Below are 22607 nucleotides of genomic sequence, written 5' to 3'. Positions count from 1 at the left end.
TTGGTTGAAGAACAGGGCGGAGGAAATGTAAGTGGACGGTAGTCTGGGTCCGGCGAAGTCGGCGGCGAAAGCTGTGTTCGACACGCTCGTCGCCGCCGTATTGCTCGTCGCCCTCGCGCCGGTGCTGCTGGGATGTGCTGCGTTGATCAAGTGCGCGGGCGGCGGTGAGCCCGTGCTCGAGACCGAGGCGCGGCTGGACCATCGTGGAACCGTCTTCGAGCTGCTCGGATTCCGTATTCCCGCTGGTCGGTGGGTGGGAGTTCTCATCGAGAAGCACAGCCTGCACCGCCTACCCGAGCTACTCAACGTGCTCCGCGGAGACATGAGCCTGGTCGGTCCGCGGCCGCGCCCGCTGCATGAGGCGCCCGATGTGAACCCGAGTCTTCGGCCGGGGCTGACCGGACTGTGGGCGCTGTCTGTGGGCACGAGCGAGGAGTGGCCAGACATCGAACGCAGGTACGCCCGGACGTGGTCGATCGGGGGCGACATCGCCATCCTGGCGCGCACGATTGCCGCGGTTCGTTACAAGCTCTGAAATGCTCCTTCGATTCTTGTGATGAAGGCGAAACAAGCCTTCTGCATTTTTCCTTTCTCGGACTCGGGAAATCAACCGATATCGAACTGTGATTACAGAAACTGCCCCGTCGAAAATATTGCTACGAGTAGAGCAAATACCACTGGTCCACTAGTTTGTAGTTGGGGCGCGCTGTAAACCGACGGTGCCGGCCACGTGTCGGTCCGTCGAGGAGGGGAACAGATGTTTTCAGTGGAAGGGGCGCCCGGTGGACAGGGCTTCTTTCCGCTGTCCGCTGCCCAGATGAACATCTACTTCGCCCAGAAACTCGCACCTCACGTTCCGTTCACTATCGCCCAGTATGTCGAGATCCGCGGACATCTCGACCCATCGATTCTGATTCGCGCCACCGATATTGCGTGCCGGGAACTCCAATCGCCCGGTGTCCGCATCGTCGAAATCGACGGCCGGCCCTACCAGCGGTACGACGGCAACGTTCCCTACGCCATGATCTACCGGGACCTCCGCGGTGACACCGACCCGGTCGGCACCGCCCACGCCTACATGGACGAGCAGTACCGCAAGCCCGTCGACTTGGTCCGCGACCAGCTCATCGCGTCGGAGATCATTCAGGTCGGCGAGGCGCACTACTTCTGGTACAGCCGCGCACATCACGTGGTGATGGACGGGCTCGGCGCCATCTCCGTCCAGGAACGCACCGCTGCCGCCTACACCGCGCTACTGACCGGTAGCGACCTGCCGAAGACCAAAGCCGCCACCGTCCGGGAGATCTACGACTACGAGGCCGCGTACCCCGGTTCCTCTCGCTACGAGTCCGACCGCGAGTACTGGCTGGGCCGCCTCGACGGCCACGCCGATGCGCCCCGGTTGGCGGGCGGGCAGTCCGACGCCCCGAGCGATGTGTCGGTGAGCGTCGGCGCAGACCTCGACGCCGGTATCACCTCCGCTATGGCCGAATTGGCACGCCGGTACAACTCCTCCGATGTGCCCGTCGTACTCGCGGCGTTCGCTCTCTACCTCGCCCGGATGACCGATACCGAGGACGTCATGCTCAGCCTCCCGGTATCGGGCCGCGCGACGACCCGGCTGCGGGCGTCGTCGGGGATGATGTCCAACATCGTGCCGCTGCGCATCGACGCCGGGACCGACGCGACCGTGGAGGAACTGCTGCGCCGCATCCAGGTGGAGCTCACCGGCGCGCTGCGACACCAGCGGTTCCGTGTGGAGGACATGCAGCGCGCTGCCGGCGGCGGTGTGAGTAGCGCGGCGGGGCGGGGCGCGTTCGGCCCGACCGTAAACATCATGATGTACGACAGCACAATTCGGCTCGGCGAGGTGATCGGCGAGTACCGCGTGCTCTCCAGCGGGCCCATCGACGACATGATGGTCAACGTCTACCCGGGGGTCGCCGGGGCCAGCACCCGCGTCGACTTCCTCGGCAACCCGGCGCTCTACAGCACCGCCGACCTGGCCACGCACCACGCACGTTTCCTCGACCTGCTCAGCACCCTCGTCGCCGCCGAGGACGGGACGCACCTCGGCGATATCGACGTGCTGGCCCCGACCGAGCGGGCGTCGTTCGAGCCATCCTCCGCGAGGCCGGCGACCCTGCCGGAGCTGGTGCATCCGGGTGCGGTGATTCGGTACGACGGAATCGACTACCCCGTCTCGATGACGATGGCCGCCGATCTGGCCGACCGCGGCGTGGGGCCCGAGGTTCGGGTCGCGCTCGCTCTGGGCCGCTCGCACCTGTCGGTGCTGGCCGCGTTGGCAGTCTCCGCGGCCGGGGGATCGTTCGTGCCGGTGGACCCGCGCGAGCCCGCACCCAGGCTCGTCGAGATGCTCGATGGTGTGGCTTTCGGTATCGCCGAGCGGTCGGCGATACCGACGCTCCCAGCCGCGATCGAGTGGGTAGCGGTCGAGGACCTCGAAGTCGGTCCACAGTTCGAAACCACACCGGCGCACCTGGACAACGAGGCCTACGTCATCCACACCTCCGGTTCCACCGGAAAACCCAAGGCCGTCAGCATCACTCACCGCGGGCTCGCCGGACTGGCTGCCGCGGTGGTGGAGAAGTACCCGATCACCAGCTCCTCGCGGGTGCTGCAGCTGGCATCCCCGGTGTTCGACGCATCGATCCAGGAGATTCTCGCGGCCGTGTCGACGGGGGCGACGCTCGTGGTCGCCCCGGCGGACGTGTACGCCGGACCCGCTCTGGCCGAACTGCTCGCCGCTGAACGCATCACTCACCTCATCACCTCGCCGACGGTGCTCGCGACACTCGAACCCCGCGACCTCGCCGGGGTGGAGGTGTTCGATGTCGGCGGTGAAGCGTGCCCGCCGGACCTGCGCGACCGGTTCGCCGGCGGTGCGCCCACCAGCCGAATGCTCAACGCCTACGGCCCCACCGAAACCACTGTTCTCGCAACGCTGTCCGATCCGATGACCTCCGGCGAGCCCGTCACCATCGGGTCGGCGTTGCCAGGTGTGCGCGCCGTGGTGCTCGACGCCCGGTTGCGGGTGGTGCCGGCAGGCGGGATCGGCGAGCTCTACCTCGGCGGTGACGGTCTCGCCCGCGGCTACTCGGGGCAGCCCGGCCTCACGGCGGCCGCGTTCGTCGCGGACCCAGACCCAGATGCGGATGGCAGGCGGCTGTACCGCACCGGTGATGTGGTGCGCACGCTGATCGGCGGGGAGCTCGAATACCTCGGCCGCCGCGATCAGCAGGTGCAGCTTCGCGGCCGACGCGTCGAGCTCGGGGAAATCGAAATTGCCGCCGGTACCGGCTTCGCTGTTGCCATGCGTGACGACCGGCTGATCGGCTACACCACCGGATCGGCTGCGAGCCTCGACGCGCAGCTGCGACACCGGCTGCCTGCGTGGATGGTGCCCGAGCGGATCATCGAACTGGCCGAGCTTCCGATGACACCCGGTGGCAAACTGGACCGGCGCGCGCTACCGTTTCCGCCGAACGTCACCGATACCGGTTATGTTGCGCCGGTAGGGGATACCGAAGCTCGGGTGGCCGCGGTGTTCGCCGATGTGCTCGGCGTTACCGATGTCGGGCGTCTGCACAGTTTCTTCGAACTCGGCGGCGACTCGCTCAGCGCCACCCGCGTGGTCGCCCGGTTGGGGTCGGGAGTGACGCTGCCGGTGCTCTTCGACGCGCCGACCGTGGCCGAGTTGGCCAGCCACATCGACTCCGCCGCAGTGCAACCCGCCTCGCTGGACCTGCTCGAAACTGTGGTGCCCGACCGCGTGCCGCTGTCCTACGCGCAGCAGCGGATGTGGTTCCTCAACCAGTTCGACTCGGCGTCGACGGCCTACACCATGCCCGTCGCACTGCAGCTGACTGAGGGCACCGACCCCGAACTCGTCGTCACCGCGCTCCGCGACGTACTCGAACGGCACGAATCGCTCCGCACCTACTTCCCCGACGACGGCGCCGGCCCGAGGCAGGTGGTGGTGCCGACGGACGCTGTGCTGCCGAATATTTCACGTAGCACCGTCAGCGAGGTCGAACTCGACGCCGTGATTGCCCGGCTCGCCGCAACCGGGTTCGACGTCGCCACCGGGGTGCCGATGCGGGCGGCGTTGCTGACGGTGGAACCCTCCGGGGACACCGTCGTCGCCATCGCGCTGCATCATATTAGTGTCGACGGATGGTCGATCGATCCGCTGGTGCGGGACTTTTCCGTCGCGTACGAGGCGCGGTCCGCCGGGCACGCGCCGACGTGGCCGCGGCTACAGGCCCAGTACAGCCAGTACGCGGTGTGGAACCGCGCGTTCGTCGATGCCGTCGCCGGCGCGCAGACGACCTACTGGACCGGCCTCCTCGACTCCGATATCCCACCCGCCGCGCTGCCCGCGGACCGGCCGCGCCCGCCGGTGCAGTCGATGAGAACCGCCGACGTCCCGGTCAGCATCGACGCCGAACTGCACCAACGCATCACGCGAATGGCGCGGCAGGCCAACGAAACAACGTTCATGATCGTGCACGCCGCGCTCGCGGTGACGCTGAGCCGGTTCGGGACATCGGGTGGCTCCAAGGTGGCGAGGACCGTCGTCGGGTCGCCGTCCGCCGGGCGCGGGCACGCAGCGCTCGACGAGATGGTCGGCATGTTCGTCGGGACGGTGCCCCTGGCGGTGGATGTCGATCTCGGCGCCCGGTTCACCGATCTCGTCGCGGCGGTGCGGCGCGCGGATCTCGACGCGTTCGCCCGCTCCGATCTGCCGTTCGAGCGGATCGTCGACGCCCTCGCCACGGACCGATCCCTCGACCGGCACCCACTGTTTCAGGTGATGCTCGCCTTCGACAACGCCCAGCACGAGCGGGTGGACGGCCTCCCGGTGGATGTGATGCCGGTGTCGACGAACTCCTCGGAGTTCGACCTCACTGTGGTGTTGACCGAGACGGCCGACGGGATCACAGGGTGCGTGGAGTACGCCCTGGACCTCTACGACCGGGATACCGTCGAGCGCTTCGCCGACGCCTTCTTGACCATTCTTCGCGCAGCCGTGGACGATCCGTCGGTGGTGGTGGGCGATATCGCGCTCGCGCCGCCGCTACTGTTTTCCGAGGCGGGTGAGGCCGGGACGTTGCTCAACGTGCTGGGCTCGGCAGCGCGCGGGGAGTTGGCGATCGACGGCGAGACCGCGATGACCTACCAGGAGCTCGAGGCGCGGTCGAACCGGTTGGCGCGGTTGCTCATCTCCCACGGAGCGGGCCCGGAGGTGACCGTCGCGCTGTCACTGGAACGCTCCGCCGACTACATCGTCTCCCTCTGGGCTGTTGCGAAGGCCGGGGCCGCGTTCGTCCCCGTCGACCCGAACTACCCGGCGCTGCGCAGGCAGCAGATGCTCGCCGGGACGTCACTGGGAATCGGCACGGGGGATCAGGGTGGCACCCTCTGGCTGCAGGAATCGGAGGCCCAGTCCCACAGCGACGCCCCGGTGACCGACGCCGACCGCATCGGAGTGCTGCTGCCCGAGCACCCCGCCTACGTCATCCACACCTCCGGTTCCACCGGCGCACCCAAACCGGTGACCGTCACCCACGCCAGCGTGTACCTGCTGGCGAAGCAGGTGATCCCGCGCTACACCGTGGAGCCGAGTTCACGGGTACTGCACGGCTATTCGGTGAACTTCGACGCCGCGGTGCTCGAGCTGGTGCTCGCCTTCGGCGCCGGGGCGACGATGGTGATCGCGCCGACCTCGCTGACCGACGGCAACGATATCGCGCAGTTCCTCACCGAACACGCCGTCACACACTATCTTTCGACGCCCGCGGTGCTCGCCACCGTGCCACCCGTTGCCTGCGTCACGACGGTCGCCGTCGGCGGGGATGTCCTCGGCGGCGCCGTCGTCGAGCAGTGGTCACCTGGTCGCCGCATGCTCAACGCGTACGGGCCCTCGGAGGCGACCGTTCTCGCGACCCTCACCGATCCGCTCGTCCCGGGCGGCCCCGTCACGATCGGCCGCTCCCTGGACCACGTCGACACCCTCGTGCTCGACGCCCGGCTGCGCCGAGTCCCCGTCGGCGGCATCGGCGAGCTGTACCTCGGCGGGGCCGGGCTGGCCCGGGGTTACCGCGCTCGCGCCGGACTGACTGCCGAACGTTTCGTCGCCGCCGAGGGTGGCCGGCGCATGTACCGGACCGGTGACCTCGTGCGGCTCGGCGAATCGGGCGAGCTGGAATTTGTCGGGCGCAGCGACGCCCAGGTTCAGATCCGCGGTGTACGCGTGGAACTCGGCGACGTACGAGCGGCGCTGCTCGCGCACCCCGACGTGCGCGACGCCGTGGTCGACGCGCGGGACGGCAGGCTCCTCGCCTGGGTGGTCGGCGAGGACCGTGAACTGCGCGAGTGGCTGCTGGATCGGCTACCGCTGTCGATGGTGCCGGCGACGCTGACCGTGATCGACCGCATCCCCGTCACCGCGAACGGCAAGGTCGACACCGCTGCGCTACCCGACCCCGCCGAGCTCCCCGGTGCGGGCGCCGCGCGGACCCTCGCCGAGGACGTCGTCGTGGGCCTGTTCTCCGACATCCTCGGTGCGGACGTCACCGCCGAGTCGAACTTCTTCGTCCTCGGCGGCGACTCGCTGACCGCGACCCGCGCAGCGGCACGCGTCGGCGCTGCACTCGGCAGACACGTGCCGGTGCGGACAGTGTTCGAGGCACCGACACCGCGCCGCCTCGTCGCCGCGATCGAAACCTTGACCGAGCCCGATATCCTGCCTCCGCTGATCCACCGGCCGCAGGCGCGCCAATACACGCAGGTGTCCCCGGCGGAGCGTCGGATCTGGCTGCAGAACAGATTCGATCCCGAGTCGGCGGCCTACAACATCGCATTCACGCTGCCGCTACCCGAGGACGCCGACCGGGCCGTGCTGCGCGCGGCGATCACCGATGTCATCGACCGGCACCTGCCACTGCGGACGGTGTACCGATCGAGCGCCGACGGCCCGGTCGCGACACTCGTCGACGCCGAGATCGTCGTATCCTCGCTCGACGAACGGCACACGAACACCTCGGCCACCGAGGGCTTCGACCTGACCCTCGAACCGCCGTTGCGGCTGAGCATCGCCGGCGGGAAGCGGCTGCTGGTGGTCGCGCACCACATCGCCGTCGACGGACTGTCGGTGGGCCCGCTCGCCCGCGACATCGAGACCGCGGTGACCGCACGACGCGCCGGTCTCGCGCCCCAATTTGCGCCACTGGCAATCGATTACGCCGACTACCGGATGTGGCAGCACGAGGTCCTCGCGGCCGTCGGCGCACGTCAGCTCGACTACTGGCGCACCGCGCTGGCTGGGATGCCCGACTACCTCGACCTGCCCCAGGGCACTCCGACGCCGGATGAGCCGACGGTGCCGGTGCAGTTCGAGATCGATGCCGCCACGCTGACCGAACTCCGCGCCCTCGCGCACCGCCTCGGCGCGACCGTGTTCGTCGTGGTTCACGCAGCGCTGGCCGCGGTGCTCGCCGAGGCCAGCGGCACCGCCGATATCGCCATCGGTACACCGGTTTCCGGCCGCACCGACCCCGCACTCGATGAGCTCGTCGGCATGTTCGTCGGCACCGTCGTGCTACGCACCCCGGTGGACCCGTCGCTGACATTCGAGCAGTTCGTCGCCCTGGTGCTCGGCCGCGACCTGGACGCCTTCGCGCATTCGGCGGTGCCGTTCGAGTGGGTCGTCGACGCCGCGGCGCCGACGCGGACCGTCGACGCCCACCCGCTGTTCCAGGTGCTCCTCGCCGTCGGCGGCACCGAGTCGCCGTCCTTCGACCTCGGCGCCGGTGCGGCGACACCGAAGCGCATCGAGACCGGGGAGAACCAGTTCGATCTCGAGGTTGTCGTCGACGACAGTATCGACGGACTCACGGGCCGAATCTCCTATGCGGCTGACCGATTCGAACGTTCGGTGTGCGTCGGCCTCGCCGAGCGGCTCACCGAGGTGCTGCAGCTCGCGGCCCAGCAGCCGACCGCGGCACTGGGAAGCCGAGAGTTCCTGGGCACCGGCAGCAGCGGGGTAACCCGCGAGGGAGTCGCAGAGCAGTACACCCTGCGCACCCTGCTCGAGCGGGCCACGCAGCAATGGCCGGACGCCACCGCCGTCGTCGACGGTACGACCGAGCTCACCTACCGGGATCTGGACCGGCGCTCGAACATGCTGCTGGAGAAGATCATTCGCGAAGGTGCCGAGCCGGGAACGGTGGTGGCCGTCGTACTGCCGCGGTCGGCGGATCTCGTCACCGCACTGTGGGCCGTCGCGAAGAGCGGCGCCGCGTACCTGCCGATCGACCCGACGCTGCCTGCCGAGCGGATCGAGGAGATGATCACCCGCGCAGCGCCCGTCATCACCATCACCGGTATCTCGGAGTCTGGGGAAGCTGCGACTGCTCGCGTGCAGGCGGCACACCTCGACGACACCGCTTACGTCATCTACACCTCCGGATCGACCGGGGTGCCCAAGGGCGTCCGGGTCACCCACCGCGGCCTCGCCGACCTGGTACACAGCCAGCGTGAGCTGTTCGGGGTCCGGACCGGTTCGCGGGTACTGCAGTTCGCGTCGCCTGGGTTCGATGCCTCGCTGTTCGAGATGTTCCTCGCGTTCGGTGCCGGGGCCACCGTGGTGGTGGTGCCGCCCGGCATCTACGCCGGACGCGAACTCGAAGCCTTCATCGCCGAGACTGCGGTGACGCACGTGTGCCTGACGCCGACAGTCCTGCAGATCACCGACCCGTCGGCGACGCCGTCGGTCGAGGTGGTCATCATGGCCGGGGAAGCAGCCAATTCCGAACTGCTGCAACGCTGGTCGGACGGGCGTGCAGTGTTCAACGCCTACGGCCCCACCGAGGCCACCATCATGAGCACCTGCACCACCGAACAATCCGATGGACAAGACACGGTGACGATCGGCGGTCCGGTCAGCGGCTTCACGGCCGTGGTGCTCGACGCCCGGTTGCGGCCGGTACCGGAGAACGTCGTCGGCGAGCTCTACCTCGGCGGCCCCGGACTGGCCGAGGGATACCTGGGGCAACCCGGTGCGACCGCGGCGCGGTTCGTCCCCGATATCGCCACCGGGGCGGGGCGTCTCTACCGGACGGGCGACCTGGTCCGTTGGAGCGGCGGCGAACTGGAATTCCTCGGACGGGTCGACTCGCAGGTCAAGATCCGCGGCCACCGCGTCGAACTCGCCGAGGTGCAAGCTCAACTGCTGCGCAGTACCGGCGTCGAACAAGCATGTGTGGTGGGGCGGGAGGATTCGCTGGCCGCCTACGTAGTCGGGGATGTCGATCCCCGCGCGGTCCGGGAGCGGCTCGCGCGCGCCATCCCCTCGTTCATGGTGCCGAGCACGGTGACCAGAGTCGACGCGCTGCCGGTGTCGATGTCCGGGAAGATCGATGCCAGCCGGTTGCCCGCTCCGACGCCGCCCTCGGTGACCCCGGAACGGCCGTCGACCCAGCTGGAATTCGCCGTCCGGGCAGCGTTCGCGGGGGTACTGGAACTGGACGCCGATCGGATCGGCGCCGAGGACAACTTCTTCGACCTCGGTGGGCATTCACTGTCGGTGGTGCGGGTGATGGATGCGCTCAGCGAGCAGCTGGGGCGGACCGTGCCGATCCGGTGGCTACTGCAGTTCCCGACGGTGCGTTCGCTCGCGGCGCAACTGGACTCGGACTCCGAGATCGACAGCGCAGCCGGTGTTTTCGATGTGATGTTGCCGCTGCGCGGTGACGGAAACCGGGAGCCGCTGTTCTGCATCCACCCGGCCATCGGCATCGCGTGGAGCTACTACTCGCTGCTCGCCGAGACCGATCGCCCCGTGTACGGCCTGCAGCTGCCGGGGATCGCGGACGGTGAAACCCCGCCCGATTCGATCGACGAGTTCGCCGACCGCTACGCCGCCGAAATCCGAGCCGTGCAACCTCGGGGTCCGTATCACCTGCTCGGCTGGTCGCTCGGGGGCGTCATCGCGCACGCCGTCGCCGCCCGGTTGCAGGACGTCGCGCAGCTCGTACTCGTCGACGCCCACCTGTCCGCCCCTGCCGACGCCGCCGAGTTCAGCGTCGAGGATCTGGGCCGTCAGCTCGGGGTCGCCGGGTCGACGTTCGAGGAGATCGTCTCCGGAGTACGTTCCGGCGGCAGTGAACTGACGTTCCTGACGGTCGAGCATCTGACCCGCATGTTCCACCCGGTCACCATGGCGTCCCGGTGGGTTGCGCAGTACTCCCCGCGGGTCTTCGACGGTGATGTGGTGTACGTCGCCGCTCGTGGGTCGGCACCTCCCACGGGGTGGGAGCGCTGCATCGGCGGGCACATCTCGGTGCGCGAGATCGACGCCGCCCACGAGGACATGCTGGGCAGCGCCGGCGCCCGCGCACTGGGCCGAGTGATCGGCACGCACGTCAGGGAAGGTGTCGCCTCATGAACACCCCGAAACTGATGCCGTACGTCGACAAGGTCCGCGCACACTACGACCTCTCCGACGAGTTCTTCCAGCTCTTCCTCGACGAGTCGATGACCTACAGCTGCGCGTACTTCGAGCGCGAGGATATGACCCTCGCGCAGGCGCAGACCGCCAAGATCGATCTCGCGCTCGGCAAGCTCGACCTCGAACCCGGCATGAGATTGCTCGATATCGGTTGCGGCTGGGGCGCTCTCGCCAGACGCGCGGCGCGCAAACATGACGTGGAGGTCATCGGACTGACGCTGAGCCGCAACCAGTACGACCACGCACGAGAGCTCGTCGCCGACCTACCCGGCGTCGAGATCCGGCTGCAGGGCTGGGAGGAATTCGACGAACCCGTGGACCGCATCGTCAGCATCGGAGCATTCGAACATTTCCGCCGGCAACGGTATTCGGCGTTCTTCGACCGGTTCCACGCGGCGCTGCCTGCGGATGGTCGAATGTTGTTGCACACCATCGTCATGCGGCCACTGGCCGAGGTGCTCGCGAGCGGTGTCGTCTTCACCCGCGAGGACGCACACTTCGTCCGCTTCATCATGCGCGAGATCTTCCCCGGCGGGCAACTACCGCAATCGGAGATGGTGATGACCCGTGCCGCCGAGGCCGGGTTCCATGTCGAACGCGAACACGCCCTCGGACCGCACTACGCGCGCACGCTCGACGAATGGACCGACCGGCTCGTCGCCGCCCGCGACCGAGCGATCGAGGTGTCCTCCGAGGAAAACTACGACCGGTACATTCACTACCTCACCGGGTGCTCCTCGAGATTCAAGGACAAACGGATCGACGTCGTGCAGTTCACGTTGACAGCGAGTCCGCCATGACCGCCCCCGACAGCCCGAGCACCACACCAATTTCTCTACAGCGTCACCGAAAAGATTAGGGAGCCCACGTGGAAATCCAGGACTACCTTCACATCCTGCGCGCACGGTGGATGATCATCGTCGTCACCGTCGCCGTCGCAGTGCTGGGGGCGCTAGCCGTGTCCCTGCTGACGACGCCGACGTACGAGTCGTCGAGCCGCGTGTTCGTCTCCACCTCGGGCGGATCCTCGGTGAGTGAGAGCTACCAGGGCAACCTGTTCTCCCAGCAGCGCGTGGCCTCGTATTCCGAACTCGTCACCGGGGACACCCTCGCGGCGCGGACGATCGACGATCTGGGCCTCGACCTGACCCCGGGGCAACTCTCTGGGAAAGTGACCGCGACCTCGACGCCGGACACCGTCCTGCTCGACATCTCCGTCGTCGATACATCACCCGCGCTCGCCCGCGACATCGCGAACTCCCTCGCGACGCAGCTGACGACGTTGGTGCGCGAACTCGAAACCCCCGAGGACGGCGGCGCCCCTGCTGCCGGTGTGCGTGTGGTGGAGCAGGCCCAGGAATCCTCGACGCCGATCAGCCCGAAGACGACCCGCAACCTCGCCCTCGGTGCAGCCGTCGGCCTGCTCCTCGGCATCGCCCTGGCAGTGCTGCGTGACCGGCTCGACAACACCATCAAGAGCCGGGCGCGGCTGGAAGTTGCCGCCAGGACCGCAGTCGTCGGATCCATCCCGTTCGACAAGTCGTTCAAGGAGAGCGCGGTGGTCTCGTTCGACACGGCGCGATCCTCCAGCGCGGAAGCGTTCCGCGAACTGCGCACCAACCTGCAGTTCCTCGAAGTGGACCACCCGCCGCGGGTCATCGTCGTCACCAGCGCAGTGCCGATGGAAGGCAAGACGACCGTCGCGGTCAACCTCGCGCTGGTACTGGCCGAGGCCGGTCACCACGTCGCGCTCGTCGAGGGCGATCTGCGCCGCCCACGAGTGTCGAAGTACCTCGGCCTCATCGGCTCCGTCGGACTCTCGACCATCCTCGCCGGGCAGGCCGAACTGTCCGATGTGCTGCAGCCGTCGAGCTTCGAAGGACTCGAGGTGCTCGCCTCGGGACCACTGCCGCCGAACCCGTCCGAGCTGCTCGGGTCGGAGGCCTCGCGCCGCGTCATCGACGAACTCCGCGGCAAGTTCGACTACGTCATCATCGACGGCGCACCGCTGCTCCCGGTGACCGACTCGGCGCTGCTGACCACCCACAGCGACGGCGCACTCGTCATCGCGCGGTTCGGTCACACCAGCGAAGCCGAGGTGACCCGCTCGGTGGAGAACCTCGAGAAGATCGGCGCCCACGTCCTCGGGGCGGTGTTCACCATGACTCCCAGCGGACGCAAGGGCAGCGACAACTACTCGTACTACTACGAGACCGACAAGACGATTCCGCGTCAGACGCCGAACCCTGTTGTTCCCGGTTCGACGGCCTGGAACGGTTCCGAACCGACGGCACCGGCCTCGGCGCCGCCGCCCGTGAACGGCAACAGGAACGGGAACGGCATCAGCGCGCGGCCGACGTACGGCGCAACAACAACGCCGCCGCCCGAGACGAGCACACCCGAGACGAGCGCACCCGAGACGAGCACTCCCGAAAGCACTCCGGGTGCTGCGCCGGGCGGCCGACGGTACCGCAAGTGAGAGTTGGGATCTTTCTCGGAGTTTCGCTGGGGTTGGGGTTGGGGTTGGCAGGTGCCGCGCCCGCCGCTTCGGCGCCGAGCGTTCTCGTCGGCCCCGGCACCGGATACGTCACGACAGGGGGAATCGACGATCTCACGGCGTGCTCGTTCGCCGCGGTCGGCTACGACTCGGGCGGGCGGCTGGTCGGACTGACGGCCGGGCACTGCGTGCTCGCACCCGGCCTGCCGGTCACGCTGATCGGCAGCCCCGCGGCCGGGCCGGTGGGAAAAACCGTAATCGGTCACTGGGGACCCGACTACGGGGTCATCGAACTCGACCCCGAGAAAGTGATCCCGGTGGCATCGACCGGCGGCGTCACGGTCACCGACATCGGACCGGCAGCGCCTGGACAACAGGTGTGCAAGAGCGGCGCCGCGACATCGATCACCTGCGGGAGCGTGCTCGAGGTCCGCGCCGACACCGACATCGTCACCGCGACGCCCACGCTGTGGGCCGACTCGGGTGGGGCGTTGGTGAGTGGGACGACGCTCGTCGGGATCGCCAGCCACGCAGATACCGTGCCCGTGGTGGGTCCGACGGTGTACGCCTCAGCGTCGGAGTCGTTGGCGCGGTTGAACGCCAGAGGCGGGGTGGGGGCAGGTTTCACGCCTGTTCGATAGGGTCGAGCTCGACTTTCACGGTGACACGCTTGCCGTCCTTGTGGGCGAGCGCGCGTCCGGTTCGCAAGACACCGTCCAGCACGATGCCGATCTGGCCGCCGTCGGGGTAGAAGTTGCGCCACCAGGTCTTCTTGTCGGGCATGGCAACGGCGATGAGGACTTCGTCGCCGCGCCGCTTGTAGGCGACGAGTAGCTCGACCCGACGGCCCGACTTACGGCCGACATAGGTCACCTCCGCCAGCGAGCCCGAGAGAAACTTCCCGACGACGGGTGCCCCGAGCACCGGCCGCAGCAGGGTGTTGAACATACCGGCGCCACGCTGGAACATACTCATGGCGCCGATTCTCTCACCCCGAGGCCGACTGGGTGGTGCTTGTCGGCGGTGCGGCCGGTGGCCCGTTCGAGGGCGAGAACTACTTGAAGGTGTCCTTGATGTTCTCGCCGACCTTCTTGATGGACGCCGAGCCCTGATCGCCCTTGCCCTCGGCCTCGAGGTCCTTGTTGTCGGTGATGTCGCCGACAACTTCCTTGGCCTTGCCGAGTGCGTCCTCTGCGGTGTTCTTCGCCTTGTCGATGAAGCTCATGTCTGCACCTCTCCGTATTGTGTGAATGCAACTTGCACACTGTAAGTCGGTCCTCGGCGCCGAAAACAAACGCCGATGTGGGGCGAGTCACGCTTGCTCGGTGTTCGGCTGGAAGACGTCCTCGATGGAGCAGGCGAAAGCCGATGCGATGCGGAACGCGACCGGCAGACTGGGGTCGAAGCGTTCCTTTTCGATGGAGATGACCGTCAGGCGGGTCACGCCTATGCGTTCGGCCAATTCTGCCTGAGACCAGCCCTTTTCGATGCGCCGGCGTCGTACATCGTTTCTCATGCGGGGCTTTTCACGCGGGGTTTTTCATGCAGACAGTGCGCGGTGACGCTGGACCGCGTAGCGCGTCGTGCAGGAGGCGAACGCCAGCAGTATCAACGCGGTCAGGAGCATAACCGTCGGGATATCGGCTCGTGTGATCGACACGGCCACCAGGCCGAGACCCATGACGACGACCAGGTCGGTAGCGGTTCCGCTGAGAGCTTCTGTGATCCAGTGGGTTTCGACATCACCGTCGGAGTCGGCGCGATAGGCGGAGTTGGTGGGTGCAACGCAGAGAAGCCACCCGAGCGCGAGGCCGGGCGGTAGCGCGCAGGCTCCGAAAGCGACAGCGGAAACGGCGGGAGCGACAGGCGAGAACAGCCACGCCGACACCGAGACCACGAGCGCGACGGCGAACCCCACTGCGCACGCCGCAATCCAACGAACCGTCATACCGCCTCCTTGATGTATAGGACACTATACATCGGCGGTGTGCGGATCAGTCGGTGGATCGAGAGTCCTCGCGCGGGGGCCGCGCTTCGAGGAACATCTGCAGAAACGAAGGCCTGGGCGCGCGGTCGAGGGTTTCGGGTTCCCTGTGATTCTCGTGCCCGGTGTTGTCGGGCATGCGGTCCGGGCTCGGGGCGCTCACAACGACCTCCCGCGCGTGGGGAGGTGATCGACGACGAGATCGGCTGCACCGAGGACATCGAGAATCATCCTTACCGGGCGGGTGGGGGCGAAGATGTGTACGCGCCCATCGGAAGCCGAGGCGGCGTCGATGACCGCGTTGGCGGCCCCGGAGTACATGAACGACACAGCGGACAGATCCAGTACGACGTCGGTGCCGGAAGACAGGGCGCGGTCCACCTCGAACAGCAGCTCGCCCTTCGAGCTCATATCCAGATCACCGGACGCGCGGAGGATGGAGTAGCTCGGTGAGTAGGACTCGACCTCGACCGTGTAGCGGGGAGCTTCGTCCAATGACATCGCTGTAGAGCCGAAAGACAGGGGGTTGGCTGCAGTGATCATCGTGCACTCCTTGCGTCGAGAACGTGCTGTCGGTCAAATGCCGACTGACAGCAACTGTGTCAGCGCAAGGTAACTTCGCCAGAATGAGAAGATCTCGGAAATGTCACCTATTGATCGCGGAATGGTAACGGTGAATTGCTTACTCGGTTCAGGTCGGGAGCTGGGCGTCGACCAGGTCTTTCGCGTCCTTCAAGCCCAGGCCGGGGTAGTGCTGGCGCAGCAACTTGATGGCCGGGATGCGGCTGTCGGTTGCCGCGATCGCCGACGCGACAGCATCCCACGGCACCGTCTCGGGATCCACCCGCGCCAGATCCTTGCCTCTGCGGCCTGGGCGCATGCTGTCGAGCAGGAACCCTGCACCCACCACACTGAGCCCGACCGAGAGCCAGTCGCCCTCGATCACGCCGTTGATGAACAAGAACACCGCGCAGATCGATACGACGGCGAGGATGATTCGTCTCAGTACTGGATGTTGGCGGCTGAACACGCGCCCGACCCTAGCAGTGGACCAGCGCTACAGACGCCCGGTCGCGGCGGCTGCGGCCAGAGCGGACACGACGAGCACCACCAGTACGGCGACGGCGGCGATCTCAGCTGGATGATTCGAACCGGGAGGGCGAGGGGCGCCGCGATTGTTCACTGCAACATGATCCCGCTCGGCCCCGAAATGTGCTGGCCGAAAACCGTACCCGCTGCCCTCGCGTGGCCGGATATGCAACGTCAGCGGCGTAACGGGCGCTTTGCTGCGTGACGCACATCATTACCGGCTTGGATCAATTGATATCCATCTCGGTCATGCTGCCTGTGGACGGAAGCATCGGGCCGGGCACGATCGAAAACGGCGAGCACTCCGGACCGGTGCACTGATAGTCCTCCGTACCGAGGCGCGGGATCACGTCGGGATTGCCGAAGATCACGCCATCGGGTGACGTGCACGACACGGGCCCACACGTCGTGCCCAGCGGAAACCCGCGCGAGTCGACCGCGCGCGGCGGGACTGTCGCGGTGGGGGCGACAGGCTCCACCGTCGGCTGACAATCGATGCAGGTGACCGGGCCGGGCGTCTCGGGCGGGACGTAGATGGCACCCGTCGGCTCGGGCGAGGCGACGCTGCTCGGCGGAATCAGCGGCGGCGAACTCCGCACCGGCTCGGTCGGCGGAACGCTCGTCGCAACCGTCGTTGTCGCAGCGGTCGTCGGGACACGGGTGGGGGAGGCCGGGCCGTCGGCGTCGGGACTGCAGGCCCCCACGAGCATCGCGGCAGCTGCCAGCACAGCGAGCGCTGCGGCCGAACGATGTCGGAAGAAGTGGTTCTCCATATGTCCTCCCCGGCCGAACCGACCGGTTGTCACGATGTGGTTACGATACCCGATCGGAGGTTTACGCGAGCACACTCTCCTAGGATCTACATCACGTCAAAGCCGTTCTCGTCAGGGGCTTTCCGGTCGTTGGCGCTGTTTCTGCCGCGATATACGTCCTGACGGATCATTTCGATGCCGATTCCCTGCGTGCGTCGCGGTTGGACGACCGAACCGCAGACGACCGCACCACGACGGCCCCGGCTGCGCAGGCGATCACGGCCACGCCGCCCACCACCGTCAGCCAGGTCACTCGCTCGTCGAGCAGTAGTGCTGCCCAGCAGATCGTCATCACCGGCTGGACCAGCTGCACTTGGCTGACCCGCGTCATCGGGCCGATCGACAGTCCGCGGTACCACGCGAAGAAGCCGAGGAACATGCTGACGACCCCGAGGTACGCGAACGCGGCCCACGTGCCCGGGGTGCCGGTGGGAGTCCGGTCGAGGACGGAGGTGCCGGCAAGCACGACCATCAACGGTGCCGCGACGACCAGCGCCCAGGAGATGGTCTGCCAGGCGCCGAGCTCGCGGGAGAGCAACCCTCCCTCGGCGTACCCGACGGCGCCGGCGACAACGGCGAGGAAGAGCAGCAGATCCGACCAGTGCAGCCCGCTCACGCCACCCCCGGCAGCGAGAGCGAACAGCATGGCGGCCAGGGCGCCGACACCTGCTGCGACCCAGAACGCCCGCGGCGGCTGCTCACGGGTGCGGATCACCACGGCGACGGCAGTGGCGGCGGGGAGGAGCCCGATGACCACGGCGCCGTGACCCGCCGGAGCCGTCTCCAGCGCGAAGGAGGTCAGCAAAGGAAAGCCCGCGACCACGCCTGCTGCGACGACGGCGAGTCGCAGCCACTGGACTCCTTGGGGCAGGTGCTGGCGGGTGAGCATCAAGGCGGCCGCGGCCAGTACAGCGGCGAGGACGGCGCGCGCCGACCCGACGAACATCGGCGACATGCCGCCGGCGACGGCCATGCTGGTGAAAGGGAGGGTGAAAGAGAAGGCGGTGACGCCCAGGAGTCCCCAGGCGAGGCCTGAGCGCTGCAGTACCACTGGCGCCTGCGAGAGAGTAGCGCTACTCTGCTGTGTCATGTATGACGATAGCAGTGCGCGTATTGCGGCAGAGCTGCGGAGCTGGATATCCACAGCACCACCCGGGGCGAAACTGCCGTCGACCAGATCCCTCGTCGAGCGGCACGCCGCCAGCCCCGTCACCGTGCAGAAGGCGCTGCGGACACTCGCCACGGCAGGGTTGGTCGAGAGCCGGCCGGGCGTCGGGACATTCGTTCGAACAGTGCGCACCGCGCGACCCAACGACTACGGCTGGCAGACCGGCGCACTCGCCACGCCGGGCCACCGAATGCCGAAGATGCCCGCCGCGCTGCAGAGCGCGCCCAACGACGTCATTGCACTGCACTCGGGCTACCCGGACCGAGAGCTGTTGCCCGAACGCCTCGTTCGCGCGGCATTCACACGCGCAGCCCGATCCGACGCAGTCATCAACCGACCTCCCGCCGCCGGCCTCGGAGAGCTACAGGCATGGTTCGCAACCGAACTCGGATCGGCCGTACCGCTCGGAGTCACACCGCCCGCGCCCGGCGATGTCGTCGTGCAACCGGGAAGCCAAGCCGGGTTGAGCACGGTATTTCGTACGCTCGTCGGCATCGGACGGCCCCTGCTGGTCGAATCACCAACGTACTGGGGTGCCATTCTGGCCGCGGAACAAGCTGGGGTGGAAGTAATTCCGGTGCCGAGCGGGTTCAGCGGCCCCGACCCCGACGAGCTCGCGCGGGCCTTCGAGCGCACCGGTGCCCGCGCCTTCTACGCGCAACCGAACTTCGCGAGCCCGACGGGAGCGCAGTGGTCCGATGCTTTGTGTGAGCAGGTTTTGGGCATCGTGCGCGAGCATTCCGCGTTTCTCATCGAGGACGACGCGATGCACGACTTCGGGATCACCGCCGATTCGACGCCACTGGCCGCCCGCGACGACGCCGGCCACGTCGTTTACATCCGATCGTTGGCCAAGAGCGTCTCACCTGCGGTGCGAGTGGGGGCGGTGATCGCCCGCGGACCCGCGCACGAGAGGATCCTCGCCGACACGCAGGTCCACTCGATGTACGTCAGCGGGATCCTGCAGGCCGTCGCGCTGGACGTCGTCACCCACCCGTCGTGGAAGACGCACCTGCGCAACCTTCGTCACCAGTTGCAGAGCCGTCGGGACCTGCTCGTGGACTCGCTCCGTGAGTACGCACCGCTGGTGCACATCGAGGCGGTCCCGCGCGGCGGGATCAACCTGTGGGTGCAGCTCCCGGACGCCGTGGACATGGACCGGGTCGTTCAGGAAAGCCGATCGGCCGGTGTCATCATCGGCGCCGGCAGCGACTGGTTCCCCGCCGAGGCCACCGGAAAATACCTCCGGTTGACCTACGCGGGCCCCAACCCCGGCACCTTTCCCGACGCGGCGCGAGCGCTGGGCGAGATCATCGCTCGCTGCTAGCCCGCCGGCTGCTCCGGTAGCTGCTGGCCGGGGAGTTCCTCGAGCTCGGCGTCGAGCGGCTCTTGCTGCTTGGCGAAATCACAGTTCGCCCGTGTGTACTGATCGATGCGAGCACTGGCATCGGTTGCCGCGGTGAATGTTTCGACGTCGATGCTCGCCTCGGTCTGCTGTTGGTATTCCTCGAACGAGGGCGACTCGGTGACCAGCTCGGTCACCTGGGCGCTGGCGTCGCGCACAGTGGTCAGATCGGCGGCGAGATCATCCTCGGCCGCTTCGATGGCCGGGTCGTAGTGCTCGGAGAGCCCGTCCCCGTACTCCTGCAGTATCGCCTGCATCGCCGGCCAGTCGCCGGGATCGATCGCAGCCGAGGACTGCGACTCCATCTCGAAGTTGGAGATGTTCTCGAGCTGCGCGCACAGGTCGCCGCCACTCGCGGCCTCGGCACCCTCGTCCGATCCGCCGTCCGATCCGCCGTCCGATCCACAGCCTGCGAGGCCCAGGGTGAGGGCGGCGGCGAAAACGATGATCGGGCGACGCTGGGGCTTCATGGTGAGTGGTCTCCAAACTGACGGGCGGGCGGGTCGGTATACACAGTCACAGCTCTGTGCCGCGATGTCGAGTTCGAGGCCGCGTTGAGTCTGCAGTCATTCGAACGTATGGTCGAATAGTGAGGGTGAATGGTTCGAACGGAGGTGCGGACTCGCGCCGTCCCTTCAAGGTGCTCACACCCGCGGTGAAAGTACTGATCGACCTGTCGGTGCTCTACCCGCACCCGCCGCACCACAGCGGTCGCTACACCGCCGAGGGCTTCGACGTGCGCACCGTCGTGCCCGGTGACCTCACCGAATGGTCGATGACCGTCGACGGCGACTGGATCGGGCGCGTCACGTACCAGCTCATGTCCAAGGACCGCTGCGAAACCGTGACGCACTGGGTGCCGAGCCGGGTGCTCAAACGGCTGCACTAGTTCGCGAAGGTGGCGGTGAGTTCATCCGGTCCCGTGCTCACCGTGAACTCCGGTCGATCCGCCGCGATCCCCACGAAGACTTGGACGACACCGTCCTGCGGCGCCGCGACGCGCACCGAGATGTCCCCGTCCGACGTGGGCCGCACTGCCTTCTCGGATGGCGCGACCGAGGAGATGAGATCGAGCTGCAGAATCGACGCGCCGGGCACCTCGAGGGGCCGGGCTGTCTCGAGGGGCCGGGCTGTGTCGTTGTGGGTCTGGGCTGCGTCGTTGTAGGGGCGGGCCTCGTCGACGTACCACCCGACGTAGTTGACCGTCCCGTCCCCGGCGAACGTCAGCACCACCTGGCCGTCGTCGATCCGCACCGCGTCCAGGCGGGCATTATGGGTCTCCGGCGGCGAGGTGGATGTTCCGACGCCGATCGACCCCGATGCGAACCGGACCTCCTCCGGCCTCGTCGGCGCCTCGGGCAGCGGATCGCTCGCGCAACCGCCGAGTACGAGGCTCGCCGCCAGTAGCAGCGTCACCGGGGTTCGCATGTCGACGACACTATAGGGATACCCGGTGAGAGGATTCGCCAGTGAAGACCGGTGAACAGATCGTCCAGGAGCTCCCGTGGAAATGGGCCGTGCAGGGTCGCATCTTCATCATCGGCGGCCTCGGATTCATGTTCGACGCCTGGGACGTGGCACTCAACGGTTTCCTGACGCCGCTGCTCGGCACCTACTGGGATCTGTCACAAACCGAACGTGGTCTCGTTGCGACGGGCAACCTCATCGGCATGGCGGTGGGCGCCGTCGTGTGGGGGACGATCGCCGACCGGTTCGGCCGCAAACGCGCATTCGCGACAACACTGCTGATCTTTGCGCTGTTCTCGGTGCTCGGGGCATTCTCCCCGAACTTCGAAATATTCGTACTGCTGCGGTTCTGCGCCGGATTCGGGCTCGGCGGCTGTATCCCCGTCGACTACGCGCTGGTCAGTGAGTTCTCGCCGCGTCGGATCCGCGGGAAGGTGCTCTCCGCGATGGACGGATGGTGGCCGATCGGCGCCACCCTCTGCGGCGTCGTCGCGACCCTGCTGGTGCCCATCGACGGCGACATCCGCTGGCGCATCATGCTGCTGTTCATGATCCTGCCGGCCCTGCTGCTGTTCTGGGTACGACGCGGCATCCCCGAATCGCCGATCTACCTCGCCAAGGCCGGCCGCGAAGCGGAAGCGCGAGCCGTCATCGACGACATGGTCGCCCGCACCGCCGCTCCGCCGCAGGACTACGTCATCCTCGCCGAAACCAGAGCAAAAGGGTCTCCGCTGACCCAGCTGAAATTGCTGTGGAGTTACAGCCCGCGTATCACCTCCGCGTCCTGGCTGCTGTTCGTCTCGATCATGCTGCTGTACTACGCGGCGCTGAGCTGGATGCCGTCGATTCTGCGCGAGCAGGGCTACGACGATTTCGCCGCTTTCGCGGGGACGACGTTGATGACGGCGGTCGGGATCCTCGGTGTCGCGCTGTCGGCGTACCTGGTGGAGGTCGTCGGACGGAAATGGGTCATCGGCATCTCCGCCCCGCTCGCCGGCGGCGCGCTCGTGCTGTTCGCGGTGATGCTCGACGTCGGATCGGGTGTGCTGCTGTGGCTGGCGGTATTCGGATTCGTCATCCAGGTCGCCATCCCCGTTCTGTACTGCTACGTCTCCGAGCTGTACCCGACACCGCTGCGGGCGTCGGGCTTCGGCTACGCATCCTCGGTCAGCCGCATCGCCACCGGTTTCGGTCCGCTGCTGTTCGGCTCGGTGATGTGGCCGATCCTCGGGCTGCCGCTGACCTTCGCGATGGTCACCGCATTCGTCGTCCTCGCAGTGGTGTGGATGGCCTACGCGGCGCCCGAAACCAAGGGACGCGAACTGGACACGCTGACCGAGAAGGCCGACGCCTGAACGGGTTTGTCACCGACGAGCCCGGGGTAACCAGCTGGCCAGCGCGTGGCCGATCGGCGGCCGCGGGGAGGGGTAACGCCATGAGAATCATCACCTTCATCATCGTCGTCTGGCTCATCATCGGAGCCTTCGCGGTGTTCCAGCGCGGGTACGCCTCGAGCGCGCCGGAGAACTGCGCAGGCGTCGGGACCATCGCCCTGACCGTGGTGGCCGGGCCGCTGAACTACTTCGGCGTCAACCCTGAAATCGAGGAGTGCAACCTGCCCCAGCCGAGCGAGTAGGGGCTGTTGTTCGCC

21 protein-coding genes are annotated in these 22607 nt (G+C 67.3%); 9 read left to right on the top strand and 12 right to left on the bottom strand.

Going from position 1 to position 22607, the window contains the following annotated elements:
- Positions 1-31 precede the first annotated feature (31 nt).
- The 5 genes from J1M86_RS23535 (at position 32) to J1M86_RS23515 (ending at position 13672) form a co-directional block, all read left to right on the top strand.
- Entirely contained in the window at positions 32-535 is a 504-nt protein-coding gene (locus tag J1M86_RS23535; protein ID WP_206511590.1) for a sugar transferase, read from the top strand.
- Positions 536-757: 222 nt separating this feature from the next.
- Positions 758-10471: a non-ribosomal peptide synthetase gene (locus J1M86_RS23530; protein ID WP_206511589.1), complete on the top strand. Its 9714-nt coding sequence runs from the start codon at positions 758-760 to the stop codon at positions 10469-10471.
- Positions 10468-11334, top strand: a complete 867-nt coding sequence (locus J1M86_RS23525) for a cyclopropane mycolic acid synthase family methyltransferase (RefSeq protein WP_206511588.1) — start codon at positions 10468-10470, stop codon at positions 11332-11334. The genes J1M86_RS23530 and J1M86_RS23525 overlap by 4 nt, the downstream gene beginning before the upstream one ends.
- A gap of 68 nt (positions 11335-11402) precedes the next feature.
- Positions 11403-13013: a polysaccharide biosynthesis tyrosine autokinase gene (locus tag J1M86_RS23520; protein ID WP_206511587.1), complete on the top strand. Its 1611-nt coding sequence runs from the start codon at positions 11403-11405 to the stop codon at positions 13011-13013.
- Entirely contained in the window at positions 13010-13672 is a 663-nt protein-coding gene (locus J1M86_RS23515) for a hypothetical protein (RefSeq protein WP_206511586.1), read from the top strand. Before J1M86_RS23520 ends, J1M86_RS23515 begins: the two co-directional genes overlap by 4 nt.
- Here the strand turns inward: J1M86_RS23515 and J1M86_RS23510 are convergent.
- From J1M86_RS23510 to J1M86_RS23470, 10 genes are all read right to left on the bottom strand, one after another.
- Positions 13656-14006, bottom strand: a complete 351-nt coding sequence (locus tag J1M86_RS23510) for a hypothetical protein (RefSeq protein WP_206511585.1) — start codon at positions 14004-14006, stop codon at positions 13656-13658. The two genes, J1M86_RS23515 and J1M86_RS23510, sit on opposite strands and share 17 nt — an antisense overlap.
- A gap of 79 nt (positions 14007-14085) precedes the next feature.
- The gene (locus tag J1M86_RS23505) at positions 14086-14256 is read right to left on the bottom strand and encodes a CsbD family protein (protein ID WP_206511584.1); all 171 of its coding nucleotides are present in this window, start codon (positions 14254-14256) and stop codon (positions 14086-14088) included.
- Between the two features lie 87 nt (positions 14257-14343).
- Positions 14344-14547, bottom strand: a complete 204-nt coding sequence (locus J1M86_RS23500; protein WP_206511583.1) for a helix-turn-helix transcriptional regulator — start codon at positions 14545-14547, stop codon at positions 14344-14346.
- 24 nt (positions 14548-14571) lie between these two features.
- Complete coding sequence (locus J1M86_RS23495; RefSeq protein ID WP_206511582.1) at positions 14572-14979, bottom strand: hypothetical protein; 408 nt, start codon at positions 14977-14979, stop codon at positions 14572-14574.
- Positions 14980-15025: 46 nt separating this feature from the next.
- Entirely contained in the window at positions 15026-15178 is a 153-nt protein-coding gene (locus tag J1M86_RS23490; protein WP_206511581.1) for a hypothetical protein, read from the bottom strand.
- Positions 15175-15558: an STAS domain-containing protein gene (locus J1M86_RS23485; protein ID WP_206511580.1), complete on the bottom strand. Its 384-nt coding sequence runs from the start codon at positions 15556-15558 to the stop codon at positions 15175-15177. Before J1M86_RS23485 ends, J1M86_RS23490 begins: the two co-directional genes overlap by 4 nt.
- A 148-nt stretch (positions 15559-15706) precedes the next feature.
- Positions 15707-16045, bottom strand: a complete 339-nt coding sequence (locus J1M86_RS23480) for a hypothetical protein (RefSeq protein WP_206511579.1) — start codon at positions 16043-16045, stop codon at positions 15707-15709.
- A gap of 27 nt (positions 16046-16072) precedes the next feature.
- Positions 16073-16198 (bottom strand): hypothetical protein, encoded by a 126-nt coding sequence (locus tag J1M86_RS26765; protein ID WP_274611734.1) that lies wholly within the window; start codon positions 16196-16198, stop codon positions 16073-16075.
- A 133-nt stretch (positions 16199-16331) separates the two neighbouring features.
- Positions 16332-16910, bottom strand: a complete 579-nt coding sequence (locus tag J1M86_RS23475) for a hypothetical protein (protein WP_206511578.1) — start codon at positions 16908-16910, stop codon at positions 16332-16334.
- A 133-nt stretch (positions 16911-17043) separates the two neighbouring features.
- Positions 17044-18006 (bottom strand): DMT family transporter, encoded by a 963-nt coding sequence (locus J1M86_RS23470; protein ID WP_206511577.1) that lies wholly within the window; start codon positions 18004-18006, stop codon positions 17044-17046.
- Between J1M86_RS23470 and J1M86_RS23465 the strand changes: the two genes are divergently transcribed.
- Entirely contained in the window at positions 18005-19411 is a 1407-nt protein-coding gene (locus tag J1M86_RS23465; protein WP_206511576.1) for a PLP-dependent aminotransferase family protein, read from the top strand. The genes J1M86_RS23470 and J1M86_RS23465 overlap by 2 nt on opposite strands.
- Here J1M86_RS23465 and J1M86_RS23460 read toward each other — a convergent pair.
- The gene (locus J1M86_RS23460; RefSeq protein WP_206511575.1) at positions 19408-19959 is read right to left on the bottom strand and encodes a hypothetical protein; all 552 of its coding nucleotides are present in this window, start codon (positions 19957-19959) and stop codon (positions 19408-19410) included. The two genes, J1M86_RS23465 and J1M86_RS23460, sit on opposite strands and share 4 nt — an antisense overlap.
- Positions 19960-20144: 185 nt before the next feature.
- Between J1M86_RS23460 and J1M86_RS23455 the strand changes: the two genes are divergently transcribed.
- The gene (locus J1M86_RS23455; RefSeq protein WP_269418842.1) at positions 20145-20378 is read left to right on the top strand and encodes a hypothetical protein; all 234 of its coding nucleotides are present in this window, start codon (positions 20145-20147) and stop codon (positions 20376-20378) included.
- On the opposite strand, the gene J1M86_RS23450 is transcribed toward J1M86_RS23455, so the two are convergent.
- Complete coding sequence (locus tag J1M86_RS23450) at positions 20375-20917, bottom strand: hypothetical protein (RefSeq protein WP_206511574.1); 543 nt, start codon at positions 20915-20917, stop codon at positions 20375-20377. The genes J1M86_RS23455 and J1M86_RS23450 overlap by 4 nt on opposite strands.
- A 41-nt stretch (positions 20918-20958) precedes the next feature.
- Here J1M86_RS23450 and J1M86_RS23445 point away from each other — a divergent pair, with 41 nt between their 5' ends.
- Together J1M86_RS23445 and J1M86_RS23440 are read left to right on the top strand one after the other, a co-directional pair.
- Positions 20959-22311 (top strand): MFS transporter, encoded by a 1353-nt coding sequence (locus tag J1M86_RS23445; protein WP_075838044.1) that lies wholly within the window; start codon positions 20959-20961, stop codon positions 22309-22311.
- Positions 22312-22391: 80 nt separating this feature from the next.
- Entirely contained in the window at positions 22392-22592 is a 201-nt protein-coding gene (locus J1M86_RS23440) for a hypothetical protein (RefSeq protein WP_206511573.1), read from the top strand.
- The last annotated feature ends 15 nt before the right edge of the window (positions 22593-22607 follow it).

The sequence above is a fragment of the Rhodococcus sp. KRD197 genome (assembly GCF_017168235.1).
GTDB lineage: Bacteria > Actinomycetota > Actinomycetes > Mycobacteriales > Mycobacteriaceae > Rhodococcoides.
Note: the sequence above shows the minus strand (reverse complement) of the source record. Positions and strands in the feature narration are given on the sequence as shown.

What these genes read in the sequence shown, in the direction of transcription:
- J1M86_RS23530 (WP_206511589.1), top strand. Translation starts at nt 758, where the DNA reads ATGTTTTCAGTGGAAGGGGCGCCCGGTGGACAGGGCTTCTTTCCGCTG.
- J1M86_RS23525 (WP_206511588.1), top strand. Translation starts at nt 10,468, where the DNA reads ATGAACACCCCGAAACTGATGCCGTACGTCGACAAGGTCCGCGCACAC.
- J1M86_RS23510 (WP_206511585.1), bottom strand. Translation starts at nt 14,006, where the DNA reads ATGAGTATGTTCCAGCGTGGCGCCGGTATGTTCAACACCCTGCTGCGG.
- J1M86_RS23505 (WP_206511584.1), bottom strand. Translation starts at nt 14,256, where the DNA reads ATGAGCTTCATCGACAAGGCGAAGAACACCGCAGAGGACGCACTCGGC.
- J1M86_RS23500 (WP_206511583.1), bottom strand. Translation starts at nt 14,547, where the DNA reads ATGAGAAACGATGTACGACGCCGGCGCATCGAAAAGGGCTGGTCTCAG.
- J1M86_RS23495 (WP_206511582.1), bottom strand. Translation starts at nt 14,979, where the DNA reads ATGACGGTTCGTTGGATTGCGGCGTGCGCAGTGGGGTTCGCCGTCGCG.
- J1M86_RS23485 (WP_206511580.1), bottom strand. Translation starts at nt 15,558, where the DNA reads ATGATCACTGCAGCCAACCCCCTGTCTTTCGGCTCTACAGCGATGTCA.
- J1M86_RS23465 (WP_206511576.1), top strand. Translation starts at nt 18,005, where the DNA reads ATGTATGACGATAGCAGTGCGCGTATTGCGGCAGAGCTGCGGAGCTGG.
- J1M86_RS23470 (WP_206511577.1), bottom strand. Translation starts at nt 18,006, where the DNA reads ATGACACAGCAGAGTAGCGCTACTCTCTCGCAGGCGCCAGTGGTACTG.
- J1M86_RS23460 (WP_206511575.1), bottom strand. Translation starts at nt 19,959, where the DNA reads ATGAAGCCCCAGCGTCGCCCGATCATCGTTTTCGCCGCCGCCCTCACC.
- J1M86_RS23450 (WP_206511574.1), bottom strand. Translation starts at nt 20,917, where the DNA reads ATGCGAACCCCGGTGACGCTGCTACTGGCGGCGAGCCTCGTACTCGGC.
- J1M86_RS23440 (WP_206511573.1), top strand. Translation starts at nt 22,392, where the DNA reads ATGAGAATCATCACCTTCATCATCGTCGTCTGGCTCATCATCGGAGCC.